At 63.3% G+C, this 24,461-nt stretch carries 22 protein-coding genes; 13 read left to right on the top strand and 9 right to left on the bottom strand.

Annotated elements, in window-relative coordinates; translation table 11 throughout:
• Window positions 1–16: 16 nt before the first annotated feature.
• From ACR0IR_RS10290 to ACR0IR_RS10280, 3 genes are all read right to left on the bottom strand, one after another.
• Window positions 17–4,108, bottom strand: a complete 4,092-nt coding sequence (locus tag ACR0IR_RS10290) for a translocation/assembly module TamB domain-containing protein (RefSeq protein WP_170362858.1) — start codon at window positions 4,106–4,108, stop codon at window positions 17–19.
• Window positions 4,105–5,832, bottom strand: a complete 1,728-nt coding sequence (locus ACR0IR_RS10285; RefSeq protein ID WP_254441509.1) for an autotransporter assembly complex protein TamA — start codon at window positions 5,830–5,832, stop codon at window positions 4,105–4,107. Before ACR0IR_RS10285 ends, ACR0IR_RS10290 begins: the two co-directional genes overlap by 4 nt.
• A 231-nt stretch (window positions 5,833–6,063) precedes the next feature.
• A complete protein-coding gene (locus ACR0IR_RS10280; RefSeq protein WP_170362862.1) occupies window positions 6,064–7,287 on the bottom strand; it encodes a urate hydroxylase PuuD in 1,224 nt (407 codons plus the stop codon).
• 95 nt (window positions 7,288–7,382) lie between these two features.
• Here ACR0IR_RS10280 and ACR0IR_RS10275 point away from each other — a divergent pair, with 95 nt between their 5' ends.
• Complete coding sequence (locus ACR0IR_RS10275) at window positions 7,383–8,297, top strand: LysR family transcriptional regulator (protein WP_170337484.1); 915 nt, start codon at window positions 7,383–7,385, stop codon at window positions 8,295–8,297.
• Between the two features lie 4 nt (window positions 8,298–8,301).
• Here ACR0IR_RS10275 and uraH read toward each other — a convergent pair whose 3' ends face one another.
• The gene (gene uraH / locus ACR0IR_RS10270; protein ID WP_170363844.1) at window positions 8,302–8,658 is read right to left on the bottom strand and encodes a hydroxyisourate hydrolase; all 357 of its coding nucleotides are present in this window, start codon (window positions 8,656–8,658) and stop codon (window positions 8,302–8,304) included.
• Between the two features lie 202 nt (window positions 8,659–8,860).
• Between uraH and puuE the strand changes: the two genes are divergently transcribed.
• From puuE to ACR0IR_RS10255, 3 genes are all read left to right on the top strand, one after another.
• Entirely contained in the window at window positions 8,861–10,279 is a 1,419-nt protein-coding gene (gene puuE / locus ACR0IR_RS10265) for an allantoinase PuuE (RefSeq protein WP_170362864.1), read from the top strand.
• Entirely contained in the window at window positions 10,276–10,764 is a 489-nt protein-coding gene (locus tag ACR0IR_RS10260) for an ureidoglycolate lyase (RefSeq protein ID WP_170337816.1), read from the top strand. The genes puuE and ACR0IR_RS10260 overlap by 4 nt, the downstream gene beginning before the upstream one ends.
• A 66-nt stretch (window positions 10,765–10,830) precedes the next feature.
• Window positions 10,831–12,258, top strand: a complete 1,428-nt coding sequence (locus ACR0IR_RS10255; RefSeq protein ID WP_093962810.1) for a uracil-xanthine permease family protein — start codon at window positions 10,831–10,833, stop codon at window positions 12,256–12,258.
• A gap of 40 nt (window positions 12,259–12,298) precedes the next feature.
• On the opposite strand, the gene ACR0IR_RS10250 is transcribed toward ACR0IR_RS10255, so the two are convergent.
• The 3 genes from ACR0IR_RS10250 to ACR0IR_RS10240 all read right to left on the bottom strand — a co-directional run bounded on the left by ACR0IR_RS10250 (window position 12,299) and on the right by ACR0IR_RS10240 (window position 14,611).
• Window positions 12,299–13,288 carry a type I glyceraldehyde-3-phosphate dehydrogenase gene (locus tag ACR0IR_RS10250; RefSeq protein ID WP_170362866.1) on the bottom strand — a complete coding sequence of 330 codons (990 nt, stop codon included), beginning with the start codon at window positions 13,286–13,288 and terminating at the stop codon, window positions 12,299–12,301.
• A gap of 54 nt (window positions 13,289–13,342) precedes the next feature.
• Window positions 13,343–13,666, bottom strand: coding sequence for a hypothetical protein (locus ACR0IR_RS10245; protein ID WP_170337821.1), 324 nt, complete (start codon window positions 13,664–13,666; stop codon window positions 13,343–13,345).
• A 111-nt stretch (window positions 13,667–13,777) separates the two neighbouring features.
• On the bottom strand, window positions 13,778–14,611 hold the full coding sequence (locus tag ACR0IR_RS10240; RefSeq protein ID WP_170362868.1) for a bifunctional allantoicase/(S)-ureidoglycine aminohydrolase: 834 nt from the start codon (window positions 14,609–14,611) through the stop codon (window positions 13,778–13,780).
• A gap of 141 nt (window positions 14,612–14,752) precedes the next feature.
• Between ACR0IR_RS10240 and ACR0IR_RS10235 the strand changes: the two genes are divergently transcribed.
• Window positions 14,753–15,145: a hypothetical protein gene (locus ACR0IR_RS10235; RefSeq protein WP_170362870.1), complete on the top strand. Its 393-nt coding sequence runs from the start codon at window positions 14,753–14,755 to the stop codon at window positions 15,143–15,145.
• A 7-nt stretch (window positions 15,146–15,152) separates the two neighbouring features.
• Here ACR0IR_RS10235 and ACR0IR_RS10230 read toward each other — a convergent pair whose 3' ends face one another.
• On the bottom strand, window positions 15,153–16,088 hold the full coding sequence (locus ACR0IR_RS10230; RefSeq protein ID WP_170362872.1) for a 2-hydroxyacid dehydrogenase: 936 nt from the start codon (window positions 16,086–16,088) through the stop codon (window positions 15,153–15,155).
• A gap of 129 nt (window positions 16,089–16,217) precedes the next feature.
• On the opposite strand from ACR0IR_RS10230, the gene ACR0IR_RS10225 reads away from it, so the two are divergent.
• The 4 genes from ACR0IR_RS10225 to ACR0IR_RS10210 all read left to right on the top strand — a co-directional run bounded on the left by ACR0IR_RS10225 (window position 16,218) and on the right by ACR0IR_RS10210 (window position 19,903).
• Window positions 16,218–17,453 (top strand): acyl-CoA dehydrogenase family protein, encoded by a 1,236-nt coding sequence (locus ACR0IR_RS10225; RefSeq protein WP_170362874.1) that lies wholly within the window; start codon window positions 16,218–16,220, stop codon window positions 17,451–17,453.
• 1 nt (window position 17,454) lies between these two features.
• Window positions 17,455–18,270: a thioesterase family protein gene (locus ACR0IR_RS10220; protein WP_254429346.1), complete on the top strand. Its 816-nt coding sequence runs from the start codon at window positions 17,455–17,457 to the stop codon at window positions 18,268–18,270.
• A gap of 86 nt (window positions 18,271–18,356) precedes the next feature.
• A complete protein-coding gene (locus ACR0IR_RS10215; RefSeq protein WP_367647637.1) occupies window positions 18,357–18,986 on the top strand; it encodes a DUF1007 family protein in 630 nt (209 codons plus the stop codon).
• Entirely contained in the window at window positions 18,971–19,903 is a 933-nt protein-coding gene (locus ACR0IR_RS10210) for a nickel/cobalt transporter (RefSeq protein WP_170362878.1), read from the top strand. The genes ACR0IR_RS10215 and ACR0IR_RS10210 overlap by 16 nt, the downstream gene beginning before the upstream one ends.
• A gap of 2 nt (window positions 19,904–19,905) precedes the next feature.
• On the opposite strand, the gene truA is transcribed toward ACR0IR_RS10210, so the two are convergent.
• Window positions 19,906–20,673, bottom strand: a complete 768-nt coding sequence (truA, locus tag ACR0IR_RS10205; protein WP_170362880.1) for a tRNA pseudouridine(38-40) synthase TruA — start codon at window positions 20,671–20,673, stop codon at window positions 19,906–19,908.
• 112 nt (window positions 20,674–20,785) lie between these two features.
• Between truA and ACR0IR_RS10200 the strand changes: the two genes are divergently transcribed.
• The 4 genes from ACR0IR_RS10200 to ACR0IR_RS10185 are packed head-to-tail and all read left to right on the top strand — an operon-like array spanning window position 20,786 to window position 24,402.
• Window positions 20,786–22,198: a YcjX family GTP-binding protein gene (locus tag ACR0IR_RS10200; RefSeq protein ID WP_480779066.1), complete on the top strand. Its 1,413-nt coding sequence runs from the start codon at window positions 20,786–20,788 to the stop codon at window positions 22,196–22,198.
• Entirely contained in the window at window positions 22,195–22,638 is a 444-nt protein-coding gene (locus ACR0IR_RS10195; RefSeq protein ID WP_170358134.1) for a GNAT family N-acetyltransferase, read from the top strand. Before ACR0IR_RS10200 ends, ACR0IR_RS10195 begins: the two co-directional genes overlap by 4 nt.
• Before the next feature lie 3 nt (window positions 22,639–22,641).
• Window positions 22,642–23,631 carry a YcjF family protein gene (locus tag ACR0IR_RS10190; protein WP_170362884.1) on the top strand — a complete coding sequence of 330 codons (990 nt, stop codon included), beginning with the start codon at window positions 22,642–22,644 and terminating at the stop codon, window positions 23,629–23,631.
• A gap of 60 nt (window positions 23,632–23,691) precedes the next feature.
• Window positions 23,692–24,402 (top strand): VIT1/CCC1 transporter family protein, encoded by a 711-nt coding sequence (locus tag ACR0IR_RS10185; protein WP_170362886.1) that lies wholly within the window; start codon window positions 23,692–23,694, stop codon window positions 24,400–24,402.
• The last annotated feature ends 59 nt before the right edge of the window (window positions 24,403–24,461 follow it).

The following is a 24,461-nucleotide window of genomic DNA, read 5'->3' as shown; positions in this document are numbered from 1 at the left end:
GCGGTCCCGCCCAACCCTAGTAGTCACGCTCGAAGAAAATCCCGATGCCGGTATCGCCGCGCCCATCTACGGTGCCGCGCACCGTCACGCTGTCGCTGACGTCCAGGTTCAGGTTCACCTCGGTGTCGCCTTCGGTGTTCACGGTGAAATCGGTGTACAGGTTGTCGCTCAGATAAGCGCCGGCGCCCAGACGCCCGCCGCCGCCCTCGGTCGCGCCGACGTCGACGGTATCTACGCCCGTGGCGTCCCGAACGCCCTTGGTGGCATCGCCACCGGCACCGCTCAGTTGGGCCAGCGACGCGGCCATCTGGGCGATGACAAACGGGGACAGTTCGGAAAAGCGGTTACCGAACAGCAGCATGGCCAACGCCTCTTCGGCGGGGCGTTCGGGGTCCGAGAACACATCGACTGTCGGAGAATCCAGCGGGCCCGCGATTTCCAACGTTGCGGTTCCATCCGAAGTGCTGGCCGAGGATTCGAACTCGATATACGGCGTCAGGTCGCCCTGCAGGCTGACCACGCCTTTGGTCAGCGCCAGCCGCCGGCCAAGGATGTCCAGATTACCGCGGATCAGTTCGATCTGGCCCGACGGGATGACGGATTTGGTGGTGCCCTTGATGAAGATCGCACCGCCCAATTCAGCATTCACACCGCGGCCCCGTACGAAAACCGCCTTGGGGGCCAACAGGCTGATGTCGAGAGATATGCGAGAGTCCGATTGCGACGTTTTCTCTTTTTCTACCAGCTGCGCCCGTTCCCGAGTGACGTAGCTGGCATTGCTTTCGTTCACGTGTTCGATCTTGGGGATCGGCGCGGCCCCCACCGCGCCAGATGCCGCGGCCAGGTTGATGTTGGTCTCGCCAAACGTGATCTGCCCGGCCAACGAACTGTTCCCTGCCAGCGCGCCCGTCATTGCGATCTGGCCGTTCAACGTGGTCTCGTACAGAAGATTGTCGGTGAGGACGAGATTGTTGATTGCAGTCGTGATCTGCGCGTTGAACGGCGGTGTAAGGTCGACCGGGCCACTGACCGTAAATCCGCCTCCGGCGCGCATGCCGCCGCGCATCGAGATCGTTGCGCGGCTGTTGGCAAGGTCTACAGTTCCACCGATATCGGTGATGGTCTGCCCAACGCTGGGGATCGCCATCGACGTCCCTGAGGTGGTGATCTGACCACTCAGCGACTCCAGCGCCGGCTTGCCCTTCAACGCCAGGTCGAACCGGGCCGATCCGTCGATCTTGTTGGGCGTGATGAAGATGTTTGCAATGCCCAGATTGACGCCGCCCTGTGCGGAAATGTCGGCATTGCCCGAGGCTTCGTCGTAGGTTCCTTTGACGGCACTGCTGATCTCGGCCGGTCCGGCGGCATTGGCATCAATGGTCCACACGCCGTTCTGGCGCGTTGCATTGCCTTTCGCCGTCAAGCTGCCCGGAAACTCGGGCGCAAAACGTTCGACCCGATCGAACTTGGCGTCAAAGTCCAGATCGGCCGAGCCATCCGTATTCACGCTGCCTACAAGATTGGCATAGGAGGTCTCCGGGCCGGTCACTCTGACCGTGCCCTCAACTCCGCTGGATGTGGGGGCCACATTCCCGTTCACCTTCAGCGGTCCCGTCAGAGTCTGTGAAACCCGGGCGAGGTCGTCCAACCCGGCGGAGAAGCTCAACCCGCCGCTTTCGCGGCTCAAGATGCCGGATGCGTTGGCGGACAAGGCGGTCCCTGCAAGCCGGAAGTTGCGGATGTTCAGCCCTTCCTCGCCGTTTGATGCGTCGACTGTCAGCGTCGTCTGTCCGGGGATCAGCGCATCCACCGCTTCGATTCCGGTCAAGATGTCCTCTGCATTGATTTTGCCCTGCACGTCGAAGACTTTGCTGCCACGGGCCCCTCGACCGGTCACATCCGCTGTGACCGCGCCCGCCAACGTACGGCCTGCCAGTCTGGAAAAGACGGACAGGTCGGGGGCATCGACCTGCGCCTGACCGTCAAAGGCCAAGTTTCCGGTCGGATCGTCGATGGTTGCCGCGACTTGGGCGTTCAGCGCGGCTGCGTCAACGGTTGCATTGCGGATTTCGATCCGGTCACCGGTGCGGGCCCCGTCGAAGTTCAGGACAACGCGGCCGGTCACAAGCGGATCCACCTGATTCAGCCCGGTTTGCAGGTCTGTAGTCGTCACCTGCGCAGTGCCATCAAACTCAAGGGTCTTCACGGTGCCCTTGCCATCCACCTGGGCCTGAACGGTCCCCGCAAGGTCGCGCTTGGCGAGGCCGGAGAATACCGAAAGGTCAGAGGCATTCACCCGGGCCTGGCCGTCGATGGTGAAATTGCCGTTCGGAGTGGTGACCGCGCCATCCGCCTGTGCGTTCAGGGTTTCGCCGTCGATGGTGAAAGCGCGGATCAGGATGCCGTTTGCATCCCGCTTGGCGTCCAGCGTGATGTCCGTCTCGCCCGCAATGATGGGGTCGATGTCGTCCCGACCAGTGGACAGGTTTTGTCCGGAAACGGCCAGCTTGCCGTCAAAACTGCCCTCCAACGGCGAGCCCGCCCCCTCGACCCGGACCGATGCCCGGCCGCCCAGATCCAATTTGGCGACCTCAGAGAAACGAGACAGATCGGACGCCTGCACCGTTGCCGATCCGTCAATCTTCAGACCGCTTTCAAGCCCGCTGACGACAGCATCGGCGGTCGCCGAATAGTCGGTTCCCCCAAGTTCAAAACCCGAGAGTCGGAGCGATTTGTTCCGTCCGTATTCGAACAGGCCATCAAGGGTGACGCGATCGCCCACCGCTGTGTTCAGAGCAGGGTCAGCCAAGTCCAAACCATCCAGAGAGGCTTGAAGATCTCCTGTCAGGTCCAGACCGCCGATCTGAGTCAGGGTGCCCTGTGCGGTCAACCGCGTGTGCGCAATCTGGACTTGGGGTGTGACAACATTCTCGGTCGTCAGGCTCAGGTCCCAATGATTGCCGTTTTCGTGGTCGAAAAGCGCAGAGAGCTGTGCGGCCTTGACGGATGTGTCTCCTCCACCGAATGGCAGGACCACGTCGTCCCCGGCCGGCGGCGAGATCCTTGCCTGGACGGCTGCCAGTTGCAGCGCCCCGCCTGTTCCAAGGCTGAGCTGCGCTTCCAGTTTCAAAGCTTCGGACGTGATGTCCGCCTCGGTAATCTCCAGCGCACCTTCGGCTCCTGTACGGCCATCGACATACAGACGTGTATCCGTACCGAAGAAGGTATCCATGTTGGCGGCCAAAAATGGGGTCAGGTCGCCGCCCAGGTCGGCGGTAAAGGCAATGCCTTCGTCTGCCGCCCCTTCGGTCTTCTCGATCCCGCGCAGGCGCACCTGGCCCGAGACACGGTCGACATTGTCACTGCTCAGCCCGATATCCGCCGTGAAATCGGTGATCGGACCGGACCCTTTGGCCGTCAGGCCGATGGGTGGGCTGTCCGGTATTTTCAATGCGGTCGAAATCAACCCGCCTGACGCCTCGGAGACGGTCAAGTCCAAGTCGATTTGCCGGCTTTCGTTCTGGAAACCGGCCACAAGATTTATCTGATCGCCGGCCCGGTCCAACCGGTTGATGTCCAGCTTGGTGTCCAGCGCGCCATCGGCCAGATTCAGGTTTCCGTCCACTGAAAGGTCTGCTGCAACGCCGATCAGCGGTTCGCCCAGGGACAACTCGTCGACGCGCAGTTCACCGATCTCGATCGCCACGGGCAGTTCGGGCAGTTGAAAGGGTTCGGTCTCGGCGGTGGCGGCCGGTTCGTCTGTGGTGGTCTTGCCGGGTGCGCGTGCGATGTCGATTTCTTCGGCGGTCAGGGCGTTCACGGAAAACCGGCCGCGGATCAGGGCCAGCCGGTTCCAATCCAGCTCGGCGTTCTTGATGGTCAGCCAGACTCCTTCGTCGTCGGCCACCGTGATCTCCTGGATGCGTGCGCGAGAGCTCAGCGCGCCCTCCAGCCCGATGACCCGGATATTGCGGTTGTCCCCGGATAACGTGTTCTGCAGGAAATCGGTCAGCAGACCGCCACTCTCTTCCTCTTGCGCGGCCACGGGGCCGGACAGGGCAAAGGCGGTTGCCCCGACCGCCAGAGGATATGAAAGGTAGCGCCTCAAAATGCTTGCCCGATCCCGATATAGAACTGCAGCCCGTTGCCCGTGTCACCTTGCACAGGCACCGCCAGGTCCAGCCTTAGCGGGCCGAAGCCGCCCAGATCGTACCGAACGCCAAGGCCCGCGCCCGCGTGGTACTCGGCGCCACTGCCAATGAACGAAGACGTGTCCACGATACCGTAGTCGTAAAACCCAACAAGAGACAGCTTTTCAGTGACCTTGCCGCGCACCTCGCCCGACAGGCCAAGAAAGGACTTGCCGCCGGCAATGCCCGTGCCGACGGGGACACCAAGGCTTTCATAGGGCTGACCGCGAACGGTGCCCGCGCCGCCGGAGAAGAACAGGAAATCCGGTGTGACACCATCCGCCGGGGGGCCGAGTATCGATCCAAGTTGCACCCGCCCGGCCAGCACGATCCGGCCGCCAGTGCCCAGGCTGGTATAGGCGCGACCGTCGAAAAACAGGCGCAGCCCGGTATCCGTGCCCGAGATGCCGACAAAGGGCATGAACTGGCTGTCCAGGTAATACCCGCGGGTGGCGCTGACCTTGCTGTCGCGTTTGTCCCACTCGGACCGGAACGGAATGATGAAATACCGGAACTTGCGGCCGTCACCATAGGCGTCGTCAGCGTTCGAGATGGAAAAGCCCACAGCTGCCTCGGCGTACAACTCTTCCGAGAACGTCCGCCGCGCGCCATAGGTCAGCGAGGCAACCGACACGCTGTAATTGTCGGTATTTCGGCGCTCGAGCAGCGCGCTCCAGAAGGTGTTGTCGTCGGGGCCCAGTCGGTCGGGCTGATCCAGACGCAGACCCAACCGCCCGTCGATATCCTCAGACCCGCCGATGTTTCGGATGGCGGCCTCAAAGCGCAGCCGCTGGGCGCGGCGGAACACGTTGCGGTGGGTCCACGTCGCGGTCAGGTCCAAGCCATCGCGCGAGGCCAGTTCGACCCCGAACGTCAGGCGGCGTTTGGGCAAGTCCTCGAAGGTGGCGTCGAAATCCAGCGTGCCGTCCGGGTTCGGCGTGTCCCGTTCCTGGATCGAGACGGTGCTGAACGTACCGGTCCGCCGCAGCCGTGTGCCGACCTTTTGCAGCTTTTCGGGCGAGTAGACCTCGCCCGACGGGAAACCGGCGATTTTCTCGATCGAACTGTGGCGGACATCGGTGCCGCCTTCGATATACATCTTGCCGAACTTCAGGCGCGGCCCCTGATCCAGGTCGATCCGGGCGTCCAGCTGGGCCTGTGCGTGCCGGGCGATGATCTGTTGATCGCGCAGTTTCGCTTTGGCGTGGCCCGCGTCCTTCCAGGCCTGAATCCCGGCCGAAGTCGCCTGTTGAATGGCGCCGGTCGTGGCCAGCTTGCCGGGGGCAAACTCTTCGGGCAATTCGGTATCGGGGGCCAAAGGCTGAACGACTGCGGTTCCGAAATTGTACGCTTTGCCGGGGCGAATGGTGATCGTTGCCCGATTGATCTGCGCAGGAACGCTCAGCGAGCTGAGATCTGCCGCTTCTTTCCCGTCCAGCTTGATGCTGACCGACGGGCCGAAATATCCGGCATCATAGAGGATTTGTACGATCGTTCGGTAATCCGACAACGCGGCTGACAGAACTTCAAGCGGCGTGTCCAGCCCCCGGTTGTCGGCAGTCATGACCGAGGACGTTTCCTCAATCTGCTTTTTCAAGTCGTCCGACAAGCCTGGCGCTGCAAGCGATGTTTCCAGTGCCATCGCACAGGTCGGGGCGAGGGCAAAAAACACACCCGCACACCAGTTCTTCAGACCGCCCCTACGTCTGCTCGCCTGCATCAATTGGCTCCACCTGTCCCGGGTCGCATTGATTTGCGCTGCTTGTCGCGGCGCCGCGATCCCTTGGAAACAGTTAGACCATCTCAAACCGCTCAGGCAAAGAAATAAACGCGGATTTCCCAGTTCCCATGCGAAGTTGTGGAAAAGCTGCCGCTACAGGCCCGCGTTTCGGAACCAGCGGATAATGGCCTCGCGGTCTTCGGGTTCCATATAGGTGACGTTGGCCGGCGGCATCGCGTGGCTGACTCCAGCCTGCAGATAGATTTGCTCGGCATTGCGCGCGATGTCACCTTCGGTTTCTAGAAGAACACCCTTGGGGGCCCAGAGGATTCCGTCCCAGACGGGCTCGCGCGCGTGACACATGGAACAGCGCCCCAAGACTACGTCATGGGCTTCTTCAAAGCCGCTGGCCTGCACAAAGCGCTCCTCGAAATGGGTCAGAGGCTGCGCCTCGGCCTCTTCCAGCGGTTTGTACATCGGCGCAGTGGACAGCCACATGATGGCGATGAACAGCAGGGCCGTCACAAGCCAGGTCCAGGTCGGGTTGCCGGCCCGGGCGTGGCGGGTATTGAAGTAGTGCCGGATGGTGACACCCATCAGGAAGACCAGCGCCGCGATGATCCAGTTGTATTCGGTCGCAAAAGCCAAGGGATAGTGGTTCGACAGCATCAGGAAGACCACCGGCAAAGTCAGATAGTTGTTGTGGGTCGAGCGCAGCTTGGCGATCTTGCCGTATTTCGGGTCCGGGGTGCGGCCGTTTTTCAGGTCGTCCACAACGATCCGTTGGTTGGGCATGATGATGAAAAACACATTGGCCGTCATGATCGTGGCGGTGAAGGCACCCAGATGCAGCATCATCGCGCGGCCGGTGAATATCTGATTGTAGCCCCAGCCCATCGCCACCAGCAGAACGAACAGCAACAGCATCAGCAGGGTCGGACGCTCGCCCAGCCCCGATTTGCACAGGAAATCATAGATCAGCCAGCCCACGGTCAGCGACGCCGCCGAGATCAGGATGCCCTGCCACAGCGCCAGATCGGCCTTCTGTGCGTCGATCAGATACAGCTCGCCGCCCACCCAATAGACGATCATCAACAGGGCCGCACCGCTGAGCCAGGTTGCATAGCTTTCCCATTTGAACCAGGTCAGGTGGTCCGGCATCCGCTCGGGCGCCACAAGGTATTTCTGAATATGGTAGAAGCCGCCGCCATGCACCTGCCATTCCTCGCCATCCGCAGGACCGGGAATGTCGCGGTTCAGGCCGAGGTCCAGCGCGATGAAATAGAACGACGATCCGATCCAGGCGATTGCCGTGATGACATGCAGCCACCGCACCGCAAATGCCATCCAGTCCCAGAACACGGCGAATTCATACATGCAAAGCTCTCCGATTGCTTGCCGACACACTAGGCAAACGGGGTTTTCTTCGGTATTCCCGTATATTGTCAAACTGTATCAAAAAAAACGATAAGATGTCCTATCTCGACAATATCCGTACCTTTGTCCGGGTCTATGATCTTGGCAGCATGTCCGCGGCCGGACGCGATCTGCGAATCTCGCCAGCGGTGACTTCGGCGCGGATTTCCCAGCTCGAAGATCATTTGGGTGTGCGATTGTTCCAGCGTACGACCCGAAACCTCAGCCCGACCGAGCAGGGCCGGGCGTTCTACCCCGGTGCGGTTGCGGTTCTGGATGCCGTGAACGAGGCCGAGGCGCAGGTCGTGCACCTGACCGAAGCGCCCCGGGGATCGCTTTTCGTAGCGGCTCCACTGGGGGTCGGGCGACGGCTGTTGGCGCCTCAAGTCCCTGAATTTCTTGCCGACTACCCCGAGATTGACGTGCGGCTGCGTCTGACGGACAGGTCTGTTGATCTCACGACCGAAGGGCTGGATCTGGCGTTCTTCATCGGTCAACCCGAAGACAGCACTTTGCGGATCCGCAAAATCGCGGATTGCCAGCGTGTCTTGTGTGCTGCGCCAGACTATGTCGCGCGCCGGGGCATGCCCCGGACCGGGGCGGAGCTGATATCGGACCGGCACGAATGTCTGAACCTGCGATTCCCCGGGGCGACCGAGTTCCAATGGTTGCTGCAGACAGCCGAAGGACCCAAACGGTTTGCAGTGTCCGGGCGGTTCGAGTGCGACGATGGCGATGTTCTGACTGATTGGGCGCTGGCTGGGCAGGGGATCGCGATGAAACCCGTTTTTGAAGTGGCCGAGCATCTCAAGGCCGGGCGATTGGTGCCCGTTGCCGTCGACACGCCACCGGTTTCGGTCCAGATGGCGTGTCTCTACACGCATCGGCGTCATCAGGACCCCAAGGCGCGCCTGTTCATGGATTTCATGATCTCGCGGATCGGCGACGTGGTGCGGACGTCGCAGGTCTGAGGGGTCAGCTGCCCCGGTAGGTCGAATACCCGAATGGCGATAGCAAAAGCGGCACATGGTAATGCGCCTCGGAGTCGGACATGCCGAACCGGATCGGTATTTGATCAAGGAAAAGAGGGTCTTCAACGGCTTGCCCGGAGGCCCGCAAGTAGTCCCCCGCAAAGAAGATCAACTCGTAGATACCGGTCTTGAAAGTTTTTTCCGGCAGGATCGGACTGTCGGTGCGCCCGTCCGCATTGGTTTCCATCTCAACCAATTTCCGGTGCGAATTGCCGGACACCCGGTACAACGCGATTTTCAGCCCCTCGGCCGGACATCCCCGCGCCGTGTCCAGAACATGGGTCGTCAGATAGCCTGCCACGAGTTGCTCCTGCTGTTGTCTGCACGTTTCGTCTTCGGATGCCATTCTAGGCAATCCGGTTTGCATTGCCCACCTTGCGGCAAAGGCCATGGCGCAGGGAACGCCGAAACAACCGGAAACAGCGTTCGGATTGATTTGATAATCCATCACGGTTTTATGGGATAAACCGAATGGAAGCCTGAAATTGAAGACGGAAAGCAGAATGCAGCCCCCCCGATACCCCCGCGACATGATTGGATACGGAGCCAACCCGCCAGAAGCCCAGTGGCCGGGCGGGGCCAAGCTGGCAGTGCAGATCGTGCTGAACTATGAAGAGGGCGGCGAAAACTGCGTTTTGCATGGCGACGCCGCGTCCGAGGCGTTTCTGTCCGAAATCGTCGGTGCCGCACCCTGGCCGGGCCAGCGTCATTGGAACATGGAATCCATATATGAATACGGCGCTCGCGCCGGTTTCTGGCGGCTGCATCGCCTGATGGCCGACCTGCCGGTGACCGTCTATGGCGTGGCTACCGCGCTGGCGCGCTCGCCCGATCAGGTGGCGGCGATGAAGTCCGCCGGGTGGGAGATCGCCAGCCACGGCTTGAAATGGGTCGAACACAAGGACATGCCCGAAGACGAGGAGCGCGCCCAGATCGTCGAGGCGATCCGCCTGCACACTGAGGTGGCCGGGGAGCGTCCGCGCGGCTGGTACACGGGGCGGTGCTCGGTTAACACCGTGCGGCTGGTGGCCGAGGAAGGCGGGTTTGCCTATGTGGCCGACACCTACGCCGACGATCTGCCCTATTGGATGCACTCCGGCGAGCGCGACCAGCTGATCGTGCCCTATACGTTGGACTGCAATGACATGCGCTTTGCCACGCCGCAGGGGTTCAACTCGGGCGATCAGTTCTTTGCGTATTTGCGCGACAGTTTCGATGCGCTCTATGCCGAGGGGCAGGCGGGCGCGCCCAAGATGCTGTCGATCGGTCTGCATTGCCGCCTGATCGGCCGGCCGGGCCGGGTGATGGCGCTGAAGCGGTTTCTGGACTATGCGCGCGGCTTTACCGACGTGTGGTTCGCGACCCGGTTGCAGATTGCCGAACATTGGGCCGCGCATCATCCGCCGCAGGATCGCCCGCGTCCCTCGCAGATGGACCGCGACGCCTTCGTGGCGGCCTATGGCGGCATCTTCGAACACTCGCCCTGGATCGCCGAGCGCGCCTGGGCGCTGGAACTGGGTCCGGCCCACGATACGGCGGGCGGGCTGCACAACGCGCTGGCACGGGTGTTCCGTTCGGCCTCGCCCGAGGAACGCCTGGGCGTTCTGACCGCGCATCCGGATCTGGCGGGCAAGCTGGCGCAGGCCAAACGCCTGACGGCCGAAAGCACCTCGGAACAGGCCTCGGCCGGGTTGGACGCCCTGACCGACGCCGAGCGCGACGCCTTTACCGATCTGAACACGCGTTACACCGAGAAATTTGGCTTCCCCTTCATCATCGCCGTGCGCGACCACGACAAGGCCTCGATCCTGCAGGCGTTCCAGCGACGCATCGAGAATGACCGCGAGACCGAACTCGCCGAGGCTTGCCGTCAGGTCGAGCGCATCGCCGAGTTCCGGCTGCGCGACGTGCTGCCCTCATGACGCGGATCATTCCTATCGCGCCGCTGACGGCCCAAGCCTTTGCACCGTTCGGCGATGTGCTTGAGGTTTCGGGCACGCCGGACAAGATCATCAACCAGGGTCAGTGCGGGCGATACCATGACCGGGCGGTTCTGGATTTCGCGGATGGGCGCGCGGGGATCAGCCTGTTCGATGCCAATCCGCGGGCATTGCCCTATCAACTGGACATGGTCGAACGTCACCCCCAAGGCAGCCAGGCTTTCGTTCCCATGACCAACCAGCCGTTCCTGGTGATCGTCGCGCCGGATGAGGATGGCGTTCCCGGCCGGCCGCTGGCCTTCGTGACGCAGCCGGGGCAGGCTGTGAACTACCATCGGGGCACGTGGCATGGCGTGCTGACGCCGCTGCACGCGCCTGGCCTGTTCGCTGTAGTCGACCGTATCGGTTCGGGTGCAAACCTCGAGGAGCACTGGTTCGACACCCCTTACGAGGTGGTTGAACGCTAAGCCAATTTTGAAGCCGTCGGAGAAGCGGCAAGACCCCCATGAGAAAACAGGGAGACAGTTGAGATCATGGCCGAAACTTCGATAGGAACACCCGATCAGCTTCGGGATCCGAATTACACGCCCGCGCTGCACAAGGCGATACCACTTGGCATTCAGCACGTTTTGGCAATGTTTGTGTCAAACGTGACCCCCGCCATCATCGTGGCCGGTGCGGCCGGGTTTGGCTTCGGGTCGAACTCGCCCGATTTTCCCGAGCTGCTGTATCTGATCCAGATGTCGATGCTGTTTGCAGGGCTGGCGACCTTGTTGCAGACCATCACGCTGGGCCCGGTTGGTGCGGCATTGCCCATCGTTCAGGGAACAAGCTTTGCGTTCCTGCCAATCATGATCCCATTGGTGGCTGGCAAGGGCGTCGAGGCCCTTGCCGCGCTGTTCGGAGGCGTTCTGATCGGCGGTATCTTTCACGCCTGCCTTGGGATGTTCATTGGCAAGATCCGCTTCGCTCTGCCGCCATTGGTCACCGGCCTTGTTGTGACGATGATCGGATTGGCACTGGTCAAGGTCGGCATCCAGTATGCGGCGGGTGGTGTCCCTGCGATCGGCACGCCGGAATACGGATCGCTGCTCAACTGGTCTGCGGCACTGGTCGTCGTGATCGTCACGCTGGGCCTCAAGTTCTTTGCCCGCGGAATGCTGTCGGTGTCTGCTGTTCTGGTCGGACTGGCTGTCGGCTATGTCTACGCCCTGATGGTCGGGATGGTGACGTTCGAAGCCATTGGAACAAGCTGGTCGCGGGCTGCTGGTTTCGCGCTGCCGGTGCCCTTCAAATATGGGTTCGAGTTTTCGCTGGCGGCGGTGATCGGCTTCTGCCTCATGGCTTTCGTGTCAGCGGTCGAAACCGTCGGTGACGTTTCGGGCATTACCAAAGGTGGCGCGGGTCGCGAGGCCACGGACAAAGAGATCGCGGGAGCGACCTACGCAGATGGTGTTGGTACGGCGGTTGCCGGTATCTTTGGCGGTTTGCCGAATACCTCGTTCAGTCAGAACGTTGGTCTGATCGCGATGACCGGTGTCATGAGTCGCCATGTCGTCACGATTGGTGCGCTGTTCCTGATCCTGTGCGGACTTGTTCCCAAGGTCGGCGCAATAATACGCACTGTTCCGATCGAAGTTCTGGGGGGCGGCGTGATCGTCATGTTCGGCATGGTGGTGGCTGCCGGTATTTCGATGTTGTCTGACGTGGACTGGAATCGCCGCAACATGGTGATCTTCGCTATCTCGCTGTCGATCGGGCTTGGCTTGCAACTGGAACCCGGCGCGGTTCAGCATTTGCCGGACACAATCCGCATCCTGATGACAAGCGGACTGCTGCCCGCAGCGCTGATCGCCATCGTGCTGAACCTCATTCTGCCGCATGAACTGGCCGAGGAGTCGACCGAAGAGGTCTCGGGCGGAATGGCCGGTCACGGCGCTGGCAGTCTGCCGCACGACTGAAACCTGTAGCTCAGCCCTGCAGCGCCAAGCGCGCTGCGGGCTATTCCGACTGGGCCATCATCCCGGCGACATCGAGCATACGGGCCGAAAAACCCCACTCATTGTCGTACCACCCGAAAACCCGAACCTGGTTTTGCCCGACGACCCGCGTTTCCGGTCCGGCAATCACCAGCGATTCCGGTCGCGCACGTAGATCAGACGAGACCAGCGGCAAGTCGGTCCAGCCGAGCACCTTTGATGCCTCGACGGCGCGGCGCAATTCGGCCGAGAACAGCTCGGGTTCCATTCCTTTTTGCAGGGTCACAACCAGATCGATGGCCGAGACGCTGGCAGTGGGCACCCGCACCGCCGCACCAGAAATTCTGCCGGCCAGATGCGGCAGAATCACGTCGATCAGATGGGTCGCGCTTGACGTTGTGGGCACCATCGACAAGGCCCCAGCCCGCGATCGCGCTAGGTCGCCGCGCGGAGCGTCCACCATCGGCTGGCTGTTGGTGTAGCAGTGAATCGTGGTCATGTGCCCAGATGCGACCCCACCGATCCCGTCCAGAAGTTTGACCAGCGGCGCCAGCGCGTTGGTGGTGCAGGACGCGTTCGATACGATCCGGGCATTGCCCAGCGTGTCTTCGTTGGCACCCAGAACGATCGTTGTCTCGGCGGCCGGGGACGGGCCGGAAATCAGCACTTTGCCAGCCCCTGCCTGGAGGCCCCGGATCGCCACGTCCGAACTGCGCGCGATACCCGTGCAATCCAGCATCACGTCCACGCCGGACAGATCGACATCGGCAAGGTCGTCGCTGTGGCTCAGTGGAATCGATTGTCCATCCACTTGCAGGGCCCCGGCGCTGGTTTCCACCGAACCGCCATAGGGGCCGAACGTGCTGTCGTACTTGAACAGATAGGCACAGGTCTCCAGCGGTGCGATGTCGTTGATCAGCACCACTTGAACATCCGAACCCGCTGGCAGGGCCATGACCTGCCGCAGGATCGTGCGGCCGATGCGGCCGAATCCGTTGATTGCGAGTTTCATGCGCAAGCTATGGCAGGCCGTTTGACCGACCTCAATGCCCGTATGGCGTCTCCGTTATCCGCAGCTGACCTGCGAGAAGAACTGGCCCGAAATATTCTGGTACATGCTTGACCGGATCACCTTGCACCCGGTTGCCTGCTGGATGGCCGCAATGGCCTGAACCGTGCGCAGGCGCGGCGGCGGGCCGAATGGGTTGAGGTTGTTGTTGTCGCGGGTTGCACGATACACGACAGGGGCGTCCGCAACCTGCGTCACAGCCCATGTGCGGCTCATGACGGATACGGTTTTGGTCGCTTCCTTCGCCACGACCGGGGCAGTGTCGACGGCGACCATCAGGCCGATCATGGCCAGTGCCGTCAGAGGGGCGCGCAGTTTCATCGACCAATCTCCACGAATGAACAAAACGAAATCACCTCTGATTTCAGCAAATTCCGCCGTCCCTGTGAACCCCTGCCGACGCAAAAGCCCGTTTTCAGAACCTTTTGCTGGTCATCGTGTGGACAGTTTCAACGGCATGTGCCGATTGACGTCCTTGTAGAGCAGATACCGGAATCGCCCCGGCCCGCCCGCGTAGCAGGCTTGAGGACAGAACGCGCGCAACCACATGTAGTCACCGGCCTCGACCTCGACCCAATCCTGGTTCAGTCGATAGACGGCCTTGCCCTCAAGCACATAAAGCCCGTGCTCCATGACATGCGTTTCGGCAAAGGGGATGACCCCGCCTGGTTCAAACGTGACAATGTTCACATGCATGTCATGGCGCAGATCACTTGGATCCGCGAAGCGCGTGGTGGCCCACCGACCTTCGGTGCCGGGCATTGGGGTTGGGGCGACGTCGCGTTCGTTGGTGATGATCGGATCGGGGGCCGGCAATCCGGGTATGGCCTCATAGGCCTTGCGTACCCAATGGAACCGGGCCACGGCGTCAGAGCGGTTGTGCAAGGTCCAATCGGACCCGGGCGGAATGTAGGCATAGCCCCCTGTGTCCAGCTCGTGGACCTGCCCCGCAAGGGTCAGGGTAACCGACCCTTCGACGACGAAGACCACGCCTTGAGCCTCCGGGTCCGTCTCGGGCGTATCGCTGCCGCCGCCCGGCTGGACCTCCATGATGTATTGCGAAAACGTCTCGGCAAACCCGCTGAGGGGGCGCGAAAGGACCCACAGTCGGGTCTGTTCCCAAAACGGCAGAAAGCTGGTCACGATGTCGCGCATCGTGCCTTTCGGGATGACGGCATAGGCGTCAGTGAACATGGCGCGGTCGGTCAGCAGCTGAGTCTGGTCCGGAAGCCCGCCGGTGGGCGCGTAGTAATTTTGATGAGCCATTCTTGTGCCTCAAGCTTGGTTTGCGATTACTATGGTCGCATCAGCGGCGGGCCGATAGCGCCGGCAGTCCGATAGGTTTGTTCGGCATTATTTGAAGGTCCGGCCGCGGGGGCTTGGCCCTGATTGCTCGGATGTATATTCTTGGTTCAGATCAATTTTCACGAAAGCGAGTTTCGCATGACTGTCCGGTTGCCTGCTGCCCTGTTTGCGCTGTTTTTGTCGGGTGTCGTGGGGGCGGTCGATGCCAAGCCTCTGTCCCGGATCATCGCCGAAATGGGGCTGAGCCCGGACGACTATCAGGTTCTGGACGCGACGACGTCTTCGATGCTGGCAGGCGGGACCCCAAGCGTCGGGCAGGAGCGCAACTGGGTCAACGAGAAAACGGGCACCAAAGGCACGGTCAGGATACGGGACGTGAAGGACAACTGCGTTCACTTCCAGCACTTTGTGCAGCCGTCCGGGGCGGCGCCCAACCCGGAAATCCGCACCCGTCAGTGCAAGGATGCCAGCGGCAATTGGATTCTGACGCCGTAATCGCGGATCAGTAACCGCGGCTGCGATCAACCTCGTGCAGCGGGGGCTGACCTGCGCTCAGCCGCAGAAAGTTCTGGGCAACATCCGCCAACGCATCACCCAGATGCCATCCCGACACATGCGGTGTGATCGTGACCGCCGGGTGCCGCCATAAGGGGCTGTCTTTGGGCAACGGTTCTTGTGCGGTCACATCGAGAACCGCGTGCCCCGGACGACCCCGGTCAAGTGCCTCGATCAAGGCTTCCTCGTCGATCAGGTCGCCACGTCCCGCATTCAACAACTGGCTGCCGTCCTTCATCGCGCCGAGCATTTCTGCGTCAAACAAGCCGATGGTTTCGGGGGTTGAGGGCAGGATCGCGCAGACATGGTCGCAACAGCGCAGTATTCCCGGCAAAGCATCCTGCCCGTGCAGACAGGTCACATCTTCGATTTGCTTGGGCGACCGGCTCCAGCCGATGACCTGGAACCCGACATCGCGCAGCATGAGGGCGGTACGGCTGCCGATATGGCCCAGCCCCAGAACTCCGACTACGGTGTCAGATGCCAGCACCGGCGCTTTCGGCCGCCACTCGGCCCGCCGCTGAGCGTCCGCGTGAAAGCCCATGTTCCGGTGAGCGTACAGGATATAGGCCAGAAACCACTCTGCGATGCCTTGCGCCGGGGCGTCCGGCTTCAGGCGGGCCACGCGGACATGCGCGGGAAGGGCGGGGTTCGACACGATTGTCTCGACCCCGGCGCCCAACTTTTGCACCAGCTGCAGATTGGGCAGGCGGCTCGCGTGATCGTCCCGCAGGCCGACAACCGCCACCATGGTGACCTCGGCCGGGTCACCAATGGTGCTTGGCGTGCGCACATCGGCCGTTGGTGCATGTCGCCGTACTTCTTCGGCAATCTCGGCATCGCTCATCCAGTCGGACAGCCCGGTATCGATCAACAACGCCATCTGCGCCCCTCTTCCGTTTCAAATTGATTGCAAGTGACGTGCCGTCACGCGGCTGGACACAGTTGCCGCAGCTAAGCCATCCTCGGCGCAAAGGTAAAGCCCGGTTCCGGGATCTACGGAGGATTCTTCATGAACATGTCATTTGTCTTGCGCGAGGAGAACCGGGCGCTGCTGGAGCGGGTCCGCGACATGATCCGCAACGAGATCATGCCCCTGGAAGAGGAATACCAGGCCGAGATCAACAAGGGCGACCGCTGGCAGTACACCGAACGCCAGGCCGAGATCCTGGAAGGGTTGAAGGCCAAGGCCAAGGCGGCAGGTCTGTGGAACTTCTGGCTGACCGACAGCGACAAGGGCTTTGGCTTGACTACGGTCGAATACGCCAATTTCGCCGAAGAGATGGGCAAGACCCCGCTGGGCGCCGAGGTGTTCAACTGTTCCGCCCCCGACACCGGCAACATGGAGGTGTTCGAGCGCTACGGCACCGAGACGATGAAGGAACAGTGGTTCAAGCCGCTGCTCAAGGGCGAGATCCGCTCGGCCTATCTGATGACCGAGCCGGATGTGGCCTCGTCGGATGCCACGAATATCTCGATGTCCTGCGTGCGGGACGGGGATGACTATGTTCTGAATGGCGAGAAATGGTGGTCGTCCGGCGCGGGCGATCCGCGCTGCAAGGTCTACATCGTGATGGTCAAGACCGGCGGCGACGACCTGCCCAAGCACAAGCGCCAGTCGATGATCGTGGTGCCCGCCGACACGCCGGGGATCGAGATCCTGCGCCCGATGGAAGTGTACGGCCATGACGACGCGCCGCACGGGCACATGCATATTCGGTTCACCGATGTCCGGGTGCCGGCCGAGAACATCCTGCTGGGCGAGGGCCGCGGGTTCGAAATCGCGCAGGGGCGCCTCGGGCCCGGTCGCATCCATCACTGCATGCGCGCGATCGGCCAGGCCGAGATGGCGCTGGAGCAGATGTGCAAACGCGCCCTGCAGCGCGAAGCCTTCGGCAAGAAGCTGGCGCAACTGGGTGCCAATTTCGACATCATCGCCGAGTGCCGGATGGAGATCGAGATGGCCCGCCTGCTGTGTCTGAAGGCCGCGTGGTACATGGATCAGGGCGATGCGCGCGCGGCGGCACCGTGGATCAGCCAGATCAAGGTCGTCGCGCCGCGTGTTGCGCTGAAGGTGATCGACGAGGCGGTGCAGATGTTCGGCGGGCAGGGCGTCAGCCAGGATACGCCGCTGGCCACCGCCTGGACGCATGTGCGCACGCTGCGGCTGGCCGATGGCCCGGATGCGGTGCATCGCCGTCAGGTGGCGCGGGCCGAACTGAAAAAGCATACCCAGGAAAAGATCTGAGATGCAGGACGCGGCGATGCAGCCAGTGGTGGGTAAGACCGCTTATTTCCGGGTCGCGCCCGACGGGGCCTTTGTCGGCAATGACCCGGCGCGCGGGCCGTGGTCGGCTGACCACTGTCATGCCGGCCCGGTTGCGGGCCTGATCGTGCGCGCGGCCGAGATCGAGGTCGGCCCCGACAAGATGCTGACCCGCCTGACCGTCGATCTGCTGCGCCCGCTGCCTCTGTCCGGTCTGCGCGTGGCCGCCGAGACCGTGCGCCACACCAAGACGCTGGCCACCACGCGCGTCACCGTGCATGACCTGGACGATACGCTGTGCGCCACCGCCACCACGATGCATCTGGCGCGCCGGGATCTGGGGCCGGTGCCGAATGTGGCGATCCAAGGCCCCGACCTGTCGCAGATCGAAGACGGCCCGTTTCCCATCGGCGAAATGCGGCATGACCTGCCCGGCTTTGCCCATCATTCCGAGGTGGCCTATCCCAAGGGCGGCAACCAGGGGGCGGGGCCGAAAACCATCTGGATGCGCACCCCGCCTCTGCTCGAGGGCGAAACCCCCTCGCCGATCCAGTCGTTGTGCCCGCTGGCCGATTGCGGCAACGGAATTTCGTGGAATGCGCCGACCTCGGAAATGGGGTTCATGAACACCGACCTGACGGTGCAGATCCACCGCGAGCCGACCTCCGACTGGCTCGCCTCGGACTCCGTGTCGCACTGGCAGCCCAGCGGCATCGGGATGTCGCAGTCGGTTCTGTACGATACTCAAGGCCCGATCGGCACGGCGCTGCAGACGCTGGTCCTGTTTCCGCCGAAATGAGCGGCAAAATCCGTGCTTACCGCCGAACCGCGTTGCCAGCGCCGGTCGGGCACCCTATCTTCGCGTTCATGCGCTGGATACCCACCTTGTTCGCCTGTTGCCTGCCGTTTACCGCGGTGGCGCACCCGCATGTCTTCATCGACACCGGGCTGGAATTCATCGTGGACGAGTCGGGCAACCTGACCCATGTCCGCGTCACCTGGGCCTATGACGAGTTCTACTCGCTGCTTGTGCTCGAAGACATGAGGTTGGATCAGGACGGCGACGGCGTACTGTCCGAGGCGGAGGAGCAGCGCCTCGCCGGTTTCGACGCGCAGTGGGTCGAAGGATACAACGGCGATCTGGTCATCCTGGCTGCCGATCAGCCGGTTGCCTTGTCCGGCCCGCTGGAGCCACGCGCCACGACTGAGGATGGCCGCATCGTGACCACCCATCTGCGCAAGGTCGAGGGCGAGCCAGTGGTTGCCCAAAGCCTGTCGGCCAAACCCTATGACGAAACATTCTATACCGCCTACGAAGTGACGCGCCCGGTCACCGTTTCCGGGCCTGAAACCTGCCGGGTCGACAGGTTCGAACCGGATATCGACGGCGAACTGGCCCAGATGCAGGCCTTTCTACTGACCCTGGACGCCGACTATGACCTCGAGGAGAACGACATCCCTCTGGTCGGCGAACGCTTTGCCACCGAGATCCGCGTTTCATGTCCCGCTACCTGATCCTGCCGGTCGGCCTGGCGATAGCTCTGCTGCTGTGGTTCTGGGGCAGCGGTGGTTTTGACAGCCTCGCGTCCTGGGCCGCGGGCGAGCAGCGGGAATTTCAGAACCAGATCGCCCGAGCCCTGCGGGCCGCGCGGGCCGAACAGCCCGAGGCCGTCGCCACGCTGCTGGCCGTCTGTTTTGCCTATGGGTTCTTCCATGCGGTGGGGCCGGGCCATGGCAAGGTGCTGATCGGAGGGTACGGGCTGGGCCGCAATGTCGCCTTTCTGCGCCTGTCGGCGATCAGCATACTGTCCTCACTGGGGCAGGCCGTGACGGCCATCGTTCTGGTTTATGCAGGCGTTCTGGTGTTCCAGATGTCGAGGCAAAGCCTTGTGGGCGCCACCGAACAGATCATGGCCCCGGTCAGCTATGGCGCGATCGCGGCCATCGGGCTGTGGCTGGTTCTGCGATCGCTGCGCAGTTTCGCCCGGCGCGGCCGTGCGGACAGTGCTCCGAACGACCATCACCATCATCATGATCACGGGCATCACCATCACGACGGTGAGGTTTGTTCCGATTGCGGGCATCGTCACGGCCCCACCGCCGAAGAGGTGGCCCAGGTCGGCAGCCTGCGCGAGGCGCTGATCCTGATCGCCGGTATCGCCGCGCGACCCTGTACCGGGGCCTTGTTCGTGCTGATCCTGACCTGGCAGATGGGCATCGCGATGGTCGGTATCGCCGGGGCCTTTGCCATGGCGCTGGGCACCGCGACCGTCACCACCCTGGTTGGCTGGACGTCGTTCGGGTTGCGGGGCGGGTTGCTGGCCTCGGCCTCGGCCACGCGGTTCGCGGCCGTGTTGGCACCCACGATCGAACTGGTGGCCGGGCTGCTGATCGCAGTGATCGCGGGCGGATTGCTGCTGCGCGCGCTCTGACGTCAGTCGAAAACAGGATCGGGATAGCCCACCCGCGCCAGGTACAATCCTTGCGGCGGGCAGACCGGCCCGCAGGCCGCGCGGTCGGCGGCCTCGAGCGCATCGCGCACGTCCTGCGGTGTCCAGGCGCCCGCGCCGACCCGTTCCAGCGTGCCGACGAAACTGCGGACCTGGTTGTGCAGGAAGGACCGGGCGCGGACGTGGAAATGCACCTCGGGGCCGGAAAAGCCCTGAACCTGTTCGACGCGCAGCTCGTCCAACGTCTTGACCGGGCTGGCCGCCTGACAGATCGAGGACCGGAAGGTGGTGAAATCGTGCCGCCCGATCAGCATGTCGGCCCCTTCCTGCATCGCGGCGACATCCAGCGGGTGCCCGATCTGCCAGACCTGGCCCTTGTCATGGGTCGCGGGTGCACGGCGGATCAGGATGCGGAACAGGTATTGCCGCTCGATGGCCGAGAACCGCGCATGCCAGTCTTCCGCCACCCGCGCGGCCTTGAGAATCGCCACCGGCAAGGGCTTGAGGTGATAGTTAAGGGCCTCGGACAGGCGGAACGGGTCCCAATCTTTTTCAAGGTCGCAATGGGCCACTTGCCCCAGCGCGTGAACGCCAGCATCCGTGCGCCCGGCCGCCGCGATCGTGTGTGACCCGGGCTGCAGTTTCGACAGGGCTGCCTCGATGGCGCCCTGGACCGAGGGCAGCTCTTTCTGCCGCTGCCATCCGGCAAACGGCTCACCTTGGTATTCGACTTTCAACGCGTATCTGGGCATGCGCTGCTGGTACCCTGCCGGGCGCGCCCGGGCAAGGGCAGGCGGCAAAAGCGCTGGCAACCGGGGCAGCGGCTACCTATCTTGGGACAAACAAGAAATGCGGGGCGGCGGTTTGGTCATCTCATCACTGGCAGACAGTCTTGTGCGCGGCGTCAAATCCGTCGGCGACCGCGTGTCCGAGACGTTTTTCGAACCGGTCGTGCGGCTGGGCGTCACCGGTCTGGCGCGGTCGGGCAAGACGGTGTTCATCACGTCGCTGGTGGCCAACCTGCTGGACCGGGGGCGGATGCCCGGCCTGGTCGCCCAGCAGGAGGGGCGCATCAACGCCGCCTACCTGCAGCCGCAGCCCGACGACACCGTGCCCCGGTTCGACTATGAATCGCACCTGTCGGCCCTGACTGGGCCGCAGCCCTACTGGCCCGACAGCACCCGCGCCGTGTCCGAGCTGCGCCTGTCGTTCAAGGTCCGCCCCGCCGGGCTGCTGGCCGGCCTGCAGGGGCCGCGCACCGTGCATCTGGACATCGTCGACTATCCCGGCGAATGGCTGCTGGATCTGGCGCTGCTTGATAAATCCTATGACGACTGGTCGCGCGAAACGCTGGAGCGGATCGCGCAGCGTCCGGCTGCGGCCGATTTCCTGGCTCAGATCAAAGCCGTTGATCCGGCCGACCCCCATGATGAACCCACCGCGCAGGCCCTGGCGCGGGGCTTTGCCGACTATCTGACCGCCGCGCGGGATGCGGGGTTTTATGACTGCACGCCGGGCCGATTCCTGCTGCCGGGCGATCTGGCCGGGTCGCCGGTGCTGACTTTTGCGCCGTTACCGGTCGAGGGCGCCTCGCGCCGCCGCAGCCTGCACCGCGAGATGGAGCGCCGGTTCGAGGCCTACAAATCGCAGGTCGTGAAACCCTTTTTCCGGGATCATTTCGCCCGGATCGACCGGCAGGTGGTGCTGGTAGACGCGCTGGGCGCGATTCACAAGGGTCCGCAGGCGGTCGAGGACATGCGCCGCGCCATGGGCGACATCCTGTCGGCCTTCCGGCCCGGCCGCAATGCGTGGCTCAGCCAGATGTTGCTGGGCAAGCGGGTCGAACGCATCCTGTTCGCGGCCACCAAGGCCGATCACCTGCACCACCTGCAGCACCCGCGCCTGACCGCGATCATGGAGGCCCTGACCCGCGAGGCGCGCGACCGCGCCAGGTTCGCCGGGGCCGAAACCGCCGCAATGTCCATCGCCGCGCTGCGCGTGACGACCGAAGAGGTCCGCAATCACAACGGCGTCGAACTGCCCTGCGTGCGCGGTAGTTTGGAGAATGGAAAACAGGCGGCCTTCTACCCCGGAGAGCTGCCCGAAGACCCCGCCCATCTGCTTAATCCTGCGCGTAAGGGGGCCGACACCTGGCTGGGCGAGGAGTACGGGTTCATGACCTTTGCCCCGGCGCATCTGTCGCTGCGCCCCGGTGACGGCCCGCCGCATATCCGGCTGGACCGCGCCGCGCAGTTTCTGATCGGAGACCGGCTGTGACCGTCACCCTCAGGCCCGCGCGCAGCCTCGACGCTGGGGCGGTCGGAGAGATCCTGCACGGCTTTGCACGCGAAAACGACTGGATGCCCGAGCTGCATTCGGGGGCTGAAGCCATCGCTTTTTGTGGGCAGATGATCGACAAAGGATGGGTCACGGTTGCCGAACAGGGCGGCAAGGTCGCAGGCTTTTTGGCCATGGACGGAACCGAGGTTCATTGCCTGTACCTGAGTCCCCCTGCGCGGAATCAGGGGATCGGCACAGAACTGCTGGACAGCGCCAAGGCAGGTCGCCGAGAACTGGCGCTGTATGCGTTTCAGGCCAACACGGGCGCGTGCCGGTTCTACGAACGGCACGGCTTTATAGAAGTGGCCCGCAGCGACGGGGCCGACAATGATGAACAACTGCCGGACATTCGGTTCGTATGGCGGAAAAAGGAGTGACGCATGGCCAAGGGTCCGGTTCTGATCGAGCTTGACGAGGATGCCCCGTCCGCCGACGTGTCGAAGGCCGCGCCGGTACCGGATATCGCGCCGCCCCAGGGGCAGGCGATGCAGGCCGCGGCCCGGCTGGCCGCGCGCAAGCCATCGATTCTTGGGCGGTGGTTCTGGGGGCTGGCGGTTGCGGTCGTGGGGGCGTCGGTCTCTGTCGTCGCATGGAATTTCGCCACCTCGTTGATCGCCAGCGTGCCGGTGCTGGGCTGGATCGTGACCGGCCTGATCTGCGCGCTGGTGCTGGTGGCCCTGCTGATCGCGCTGCGCGAACTGGCCGCGCTGGGCCGGCTGTCGCGGGTGGACGGGATGCGCCGCGCCGCCGATGCCGCGCTGGCCGATGCCGATCTGGCACAGGCCCGGGCCGTGACGCAGCGCCTGATCGCGTTCTATCGCGGGCGCGAGGATACGCGCTGGGGCCGCGACCGTCTGGTCGAACGGATCGAGGACCAGTTCGACGCTTCGGGCCTGCTGGGACTGGTCGAGGATGAATTGCTGGCCCCGCTCGACGCCGCCGCCAGCCGCGAGGTCGAGGCCGCCGCGCGCCAGGTCGCGACGGTGACGGCGCTGGTGCCGCTGGCGTTGGCCGATGTGGCGACGGCGCTGCTGGCCTCTTTGCGGATGATCCGCCGGATTGCCGAAATCTATGGCGGGCGGGCCGGATTCCTGGGGGGCTGGCGATTGACCCGAGCAGTGTTCGTTCACCTAGTGGCCACGGGCGCGGTGGCCGTGGGTGACGACCTGCTCGAACCGGTTCTGGGCGGGTCGGTCCTCAGCAAGCTGTCGCGCCGCTTTGGCGAAGGGCTGGTCAACGGCGCCCTCAGCGCCCGCGTCGGCGTGGCCGCGATGGAGGTCTGCCGACCGCTGCCCTTCTCGGACCGCCACAGGCCGTCGACCCGCGGCATGATCTCGCGCGCGCTGGGCGGGCTGTTTTCCAAGGGTTGATCTGCCGCAAAGCCAACGGGCCGCTGCGCAGGGCACAATCTCCCGGAAGGGAGACCAGCCATGGCGGATCACGGCCACAGCCAACAGGAAATCGCAGACCGGATCGACGCCCCACCCGGGCGCGGGTTTCTGCGTGACGTGGTCTATGGCGGGATCGACGGTTCGGTGACCACGCTGGCCATCGTGGCGGGCGTGGCCGGGGCCGGGCTGTCGCCCTTCGTCATCGTGGCCTTGGGCTTGGCCAACGTTCTGGCCGACGGGTTCTCGATGGCGGCGGGCAACTACTCGGGGACCAAGGCCGAGCTGGACAATATCCGACGGATCCGCGCCATCGAAGAGCGCCACATCCGCCTCTACCCCGACGGCGAGCGCGGCGAGGTGCTGGAGATCCTGTCCCGCAAGGGCTTGTCGGGCCGGGTGTTGGAACAGGCAACCGATGCGATCACCGCCGATCAGGATACCTGGATCAACCTGATGATCGAGGGCGAATACGGGCTGGGCAGCGTCGATCCGCATCCGCTCAAGGCCGCCGCGGCCACCTTCGCGGCCTTTGTCGTGGCCGGCATGGTTCCGCTCGTGCCGTTCCTGTTGGGTGTCGAGGGCGCGTTTCCAGCCTCGGTCCTGATGACACTGGGCGTGTTCTTTGCCATCGGCGCGATGAAAAGCCGGTGGTCGCTGGCGCCCTGGTGGCGTTCGGGGCTTGAGACGCTGGCTATTGGTGGAGCGGCGGCGGCAATTGCCTATGTCGTCGGGTCCCTGTTCCATCCCTAGATCACTGGCGCCAGATCGCAACAGGCTGAAACCATTCGGGATTTCCCGACTGTCTTACC

The sequence above is a fragment of the Ruegeria sp. CF2 genome (assembly GCF_056537385.1).
The sequence above is the reverse complement of the archived record's forward strand: the minus strand, read 5'-3'. Positions and strand labels throughout refer to the sequence as shown.

Coding starts and splice junctions, on each gene's coding strand:
- puuE (WP_170362864.1), top strand. CDS start 8,861: ATGCAGCCCCCCCGATACCCCCGCGACATGATTGGATACGGAGCCAAC.
- ACR0IR_RS10230 (WP_170362872.1), bottom strand. CDS start 16,088: ATGGCGTTGTTGATCGATACCGGGCTGTCCGACTGGATGAGCGATGCC.
- ACR0IR_RS10255 (WP_093962810.1), top strand. CDS start 10,831: ATGGCCGAAACTTCGATAGGAACACCCGATCAGCTTCGGGATCCGAAT.
- ACR0IR_RS10260 (WP_170337816.1), top strand. CDS start 10,276: ATGACGCGGATCATTCCTATCGCGCCGCTGACGGCCCAAGCCTTTGCA.
- ACR0IR_RS10280 (WP_170362862.1), bottom strand. CDS start 7,287: ATGTATGAATTCGCCGTGTTCTGGGACTGGATGGCATTTGCGGTGCGG.
- ACR0IR_RS10220 (WP_254429346.1), top strand. CDS start 17,455: ATGCAGGACGCGGCGATGCAGCCAGTGGTGGGTAAGACCGCTTATTTC.
- ACR0IR_RS10185 (WP_170362886.1), top strand. CDS start 23,692: ATGGCGGATCACGGCCACAGCCAACAGGAAATCGCAGACCGGATCGAC.
- ACR0IR_RS10240 (WP_170362868.1), bottom strand. CDS start 14,611: ATGGCTCATCAAAATTACTACGCGCCCACCGGCGGGCTTCCGGACCAG.
- ACR0IR_RS10275 (WP_170337484.1), top strand. CDS start 7,383: ATGTCCTATCTCGACAATATCCGTACCTTTGTCCGGGTCTATGATCTT.
- ACR0IR_RS10285 (WP_254441509.1), bottom strand. CDS start 5,832: ATGGCACTGGAAACATCGCTTGCAGCGCCAGGCTTGTCGGACGACTTG.
- ACR0IR_RS10225 (WP_170362874.1), top strand. CDS start 16,218: ATGAACATGTCATTTGTCTTGCGCGAGGAGAACCGGGCGCTGCTGGAG.
- ACR0IR_RS10245 (WP_170337821.1), bottom strand. CDS start 13,666: ATGAAACTGCGCGCCCCTCTGACGGCACTGGCCATGATCGGCCTGATG.
- ACR0IR_RS10190 (WP_170362884.1), top strand. CDS start 22,642: ATGGCCAAGGGTCCGGTTCTGATCGAGCTTGACGAGGATGCCCCGTCC.
- ACR0IR_RS10250 (WP_170362866.1), bottom strand. CDS start 13,288: ATGAAACTCGCAATCAACGGATTCGGCCGCATCGGCCGCACGATCCTG.
- ACR0IR_RS10210 (WP_170362878.1), top strand. CDS start 18,971: ATGTCCCGCTACCTGATCCTGCCGGTCGGCCTGGCGATAGCTCTGCTG.
- truA (WP_170362880.1), bottom strand. CDS start 20,673: ATGCCCAGATACGCGTTGAAAGTCGAATACCAAGGTGAGCCGTTTGCC.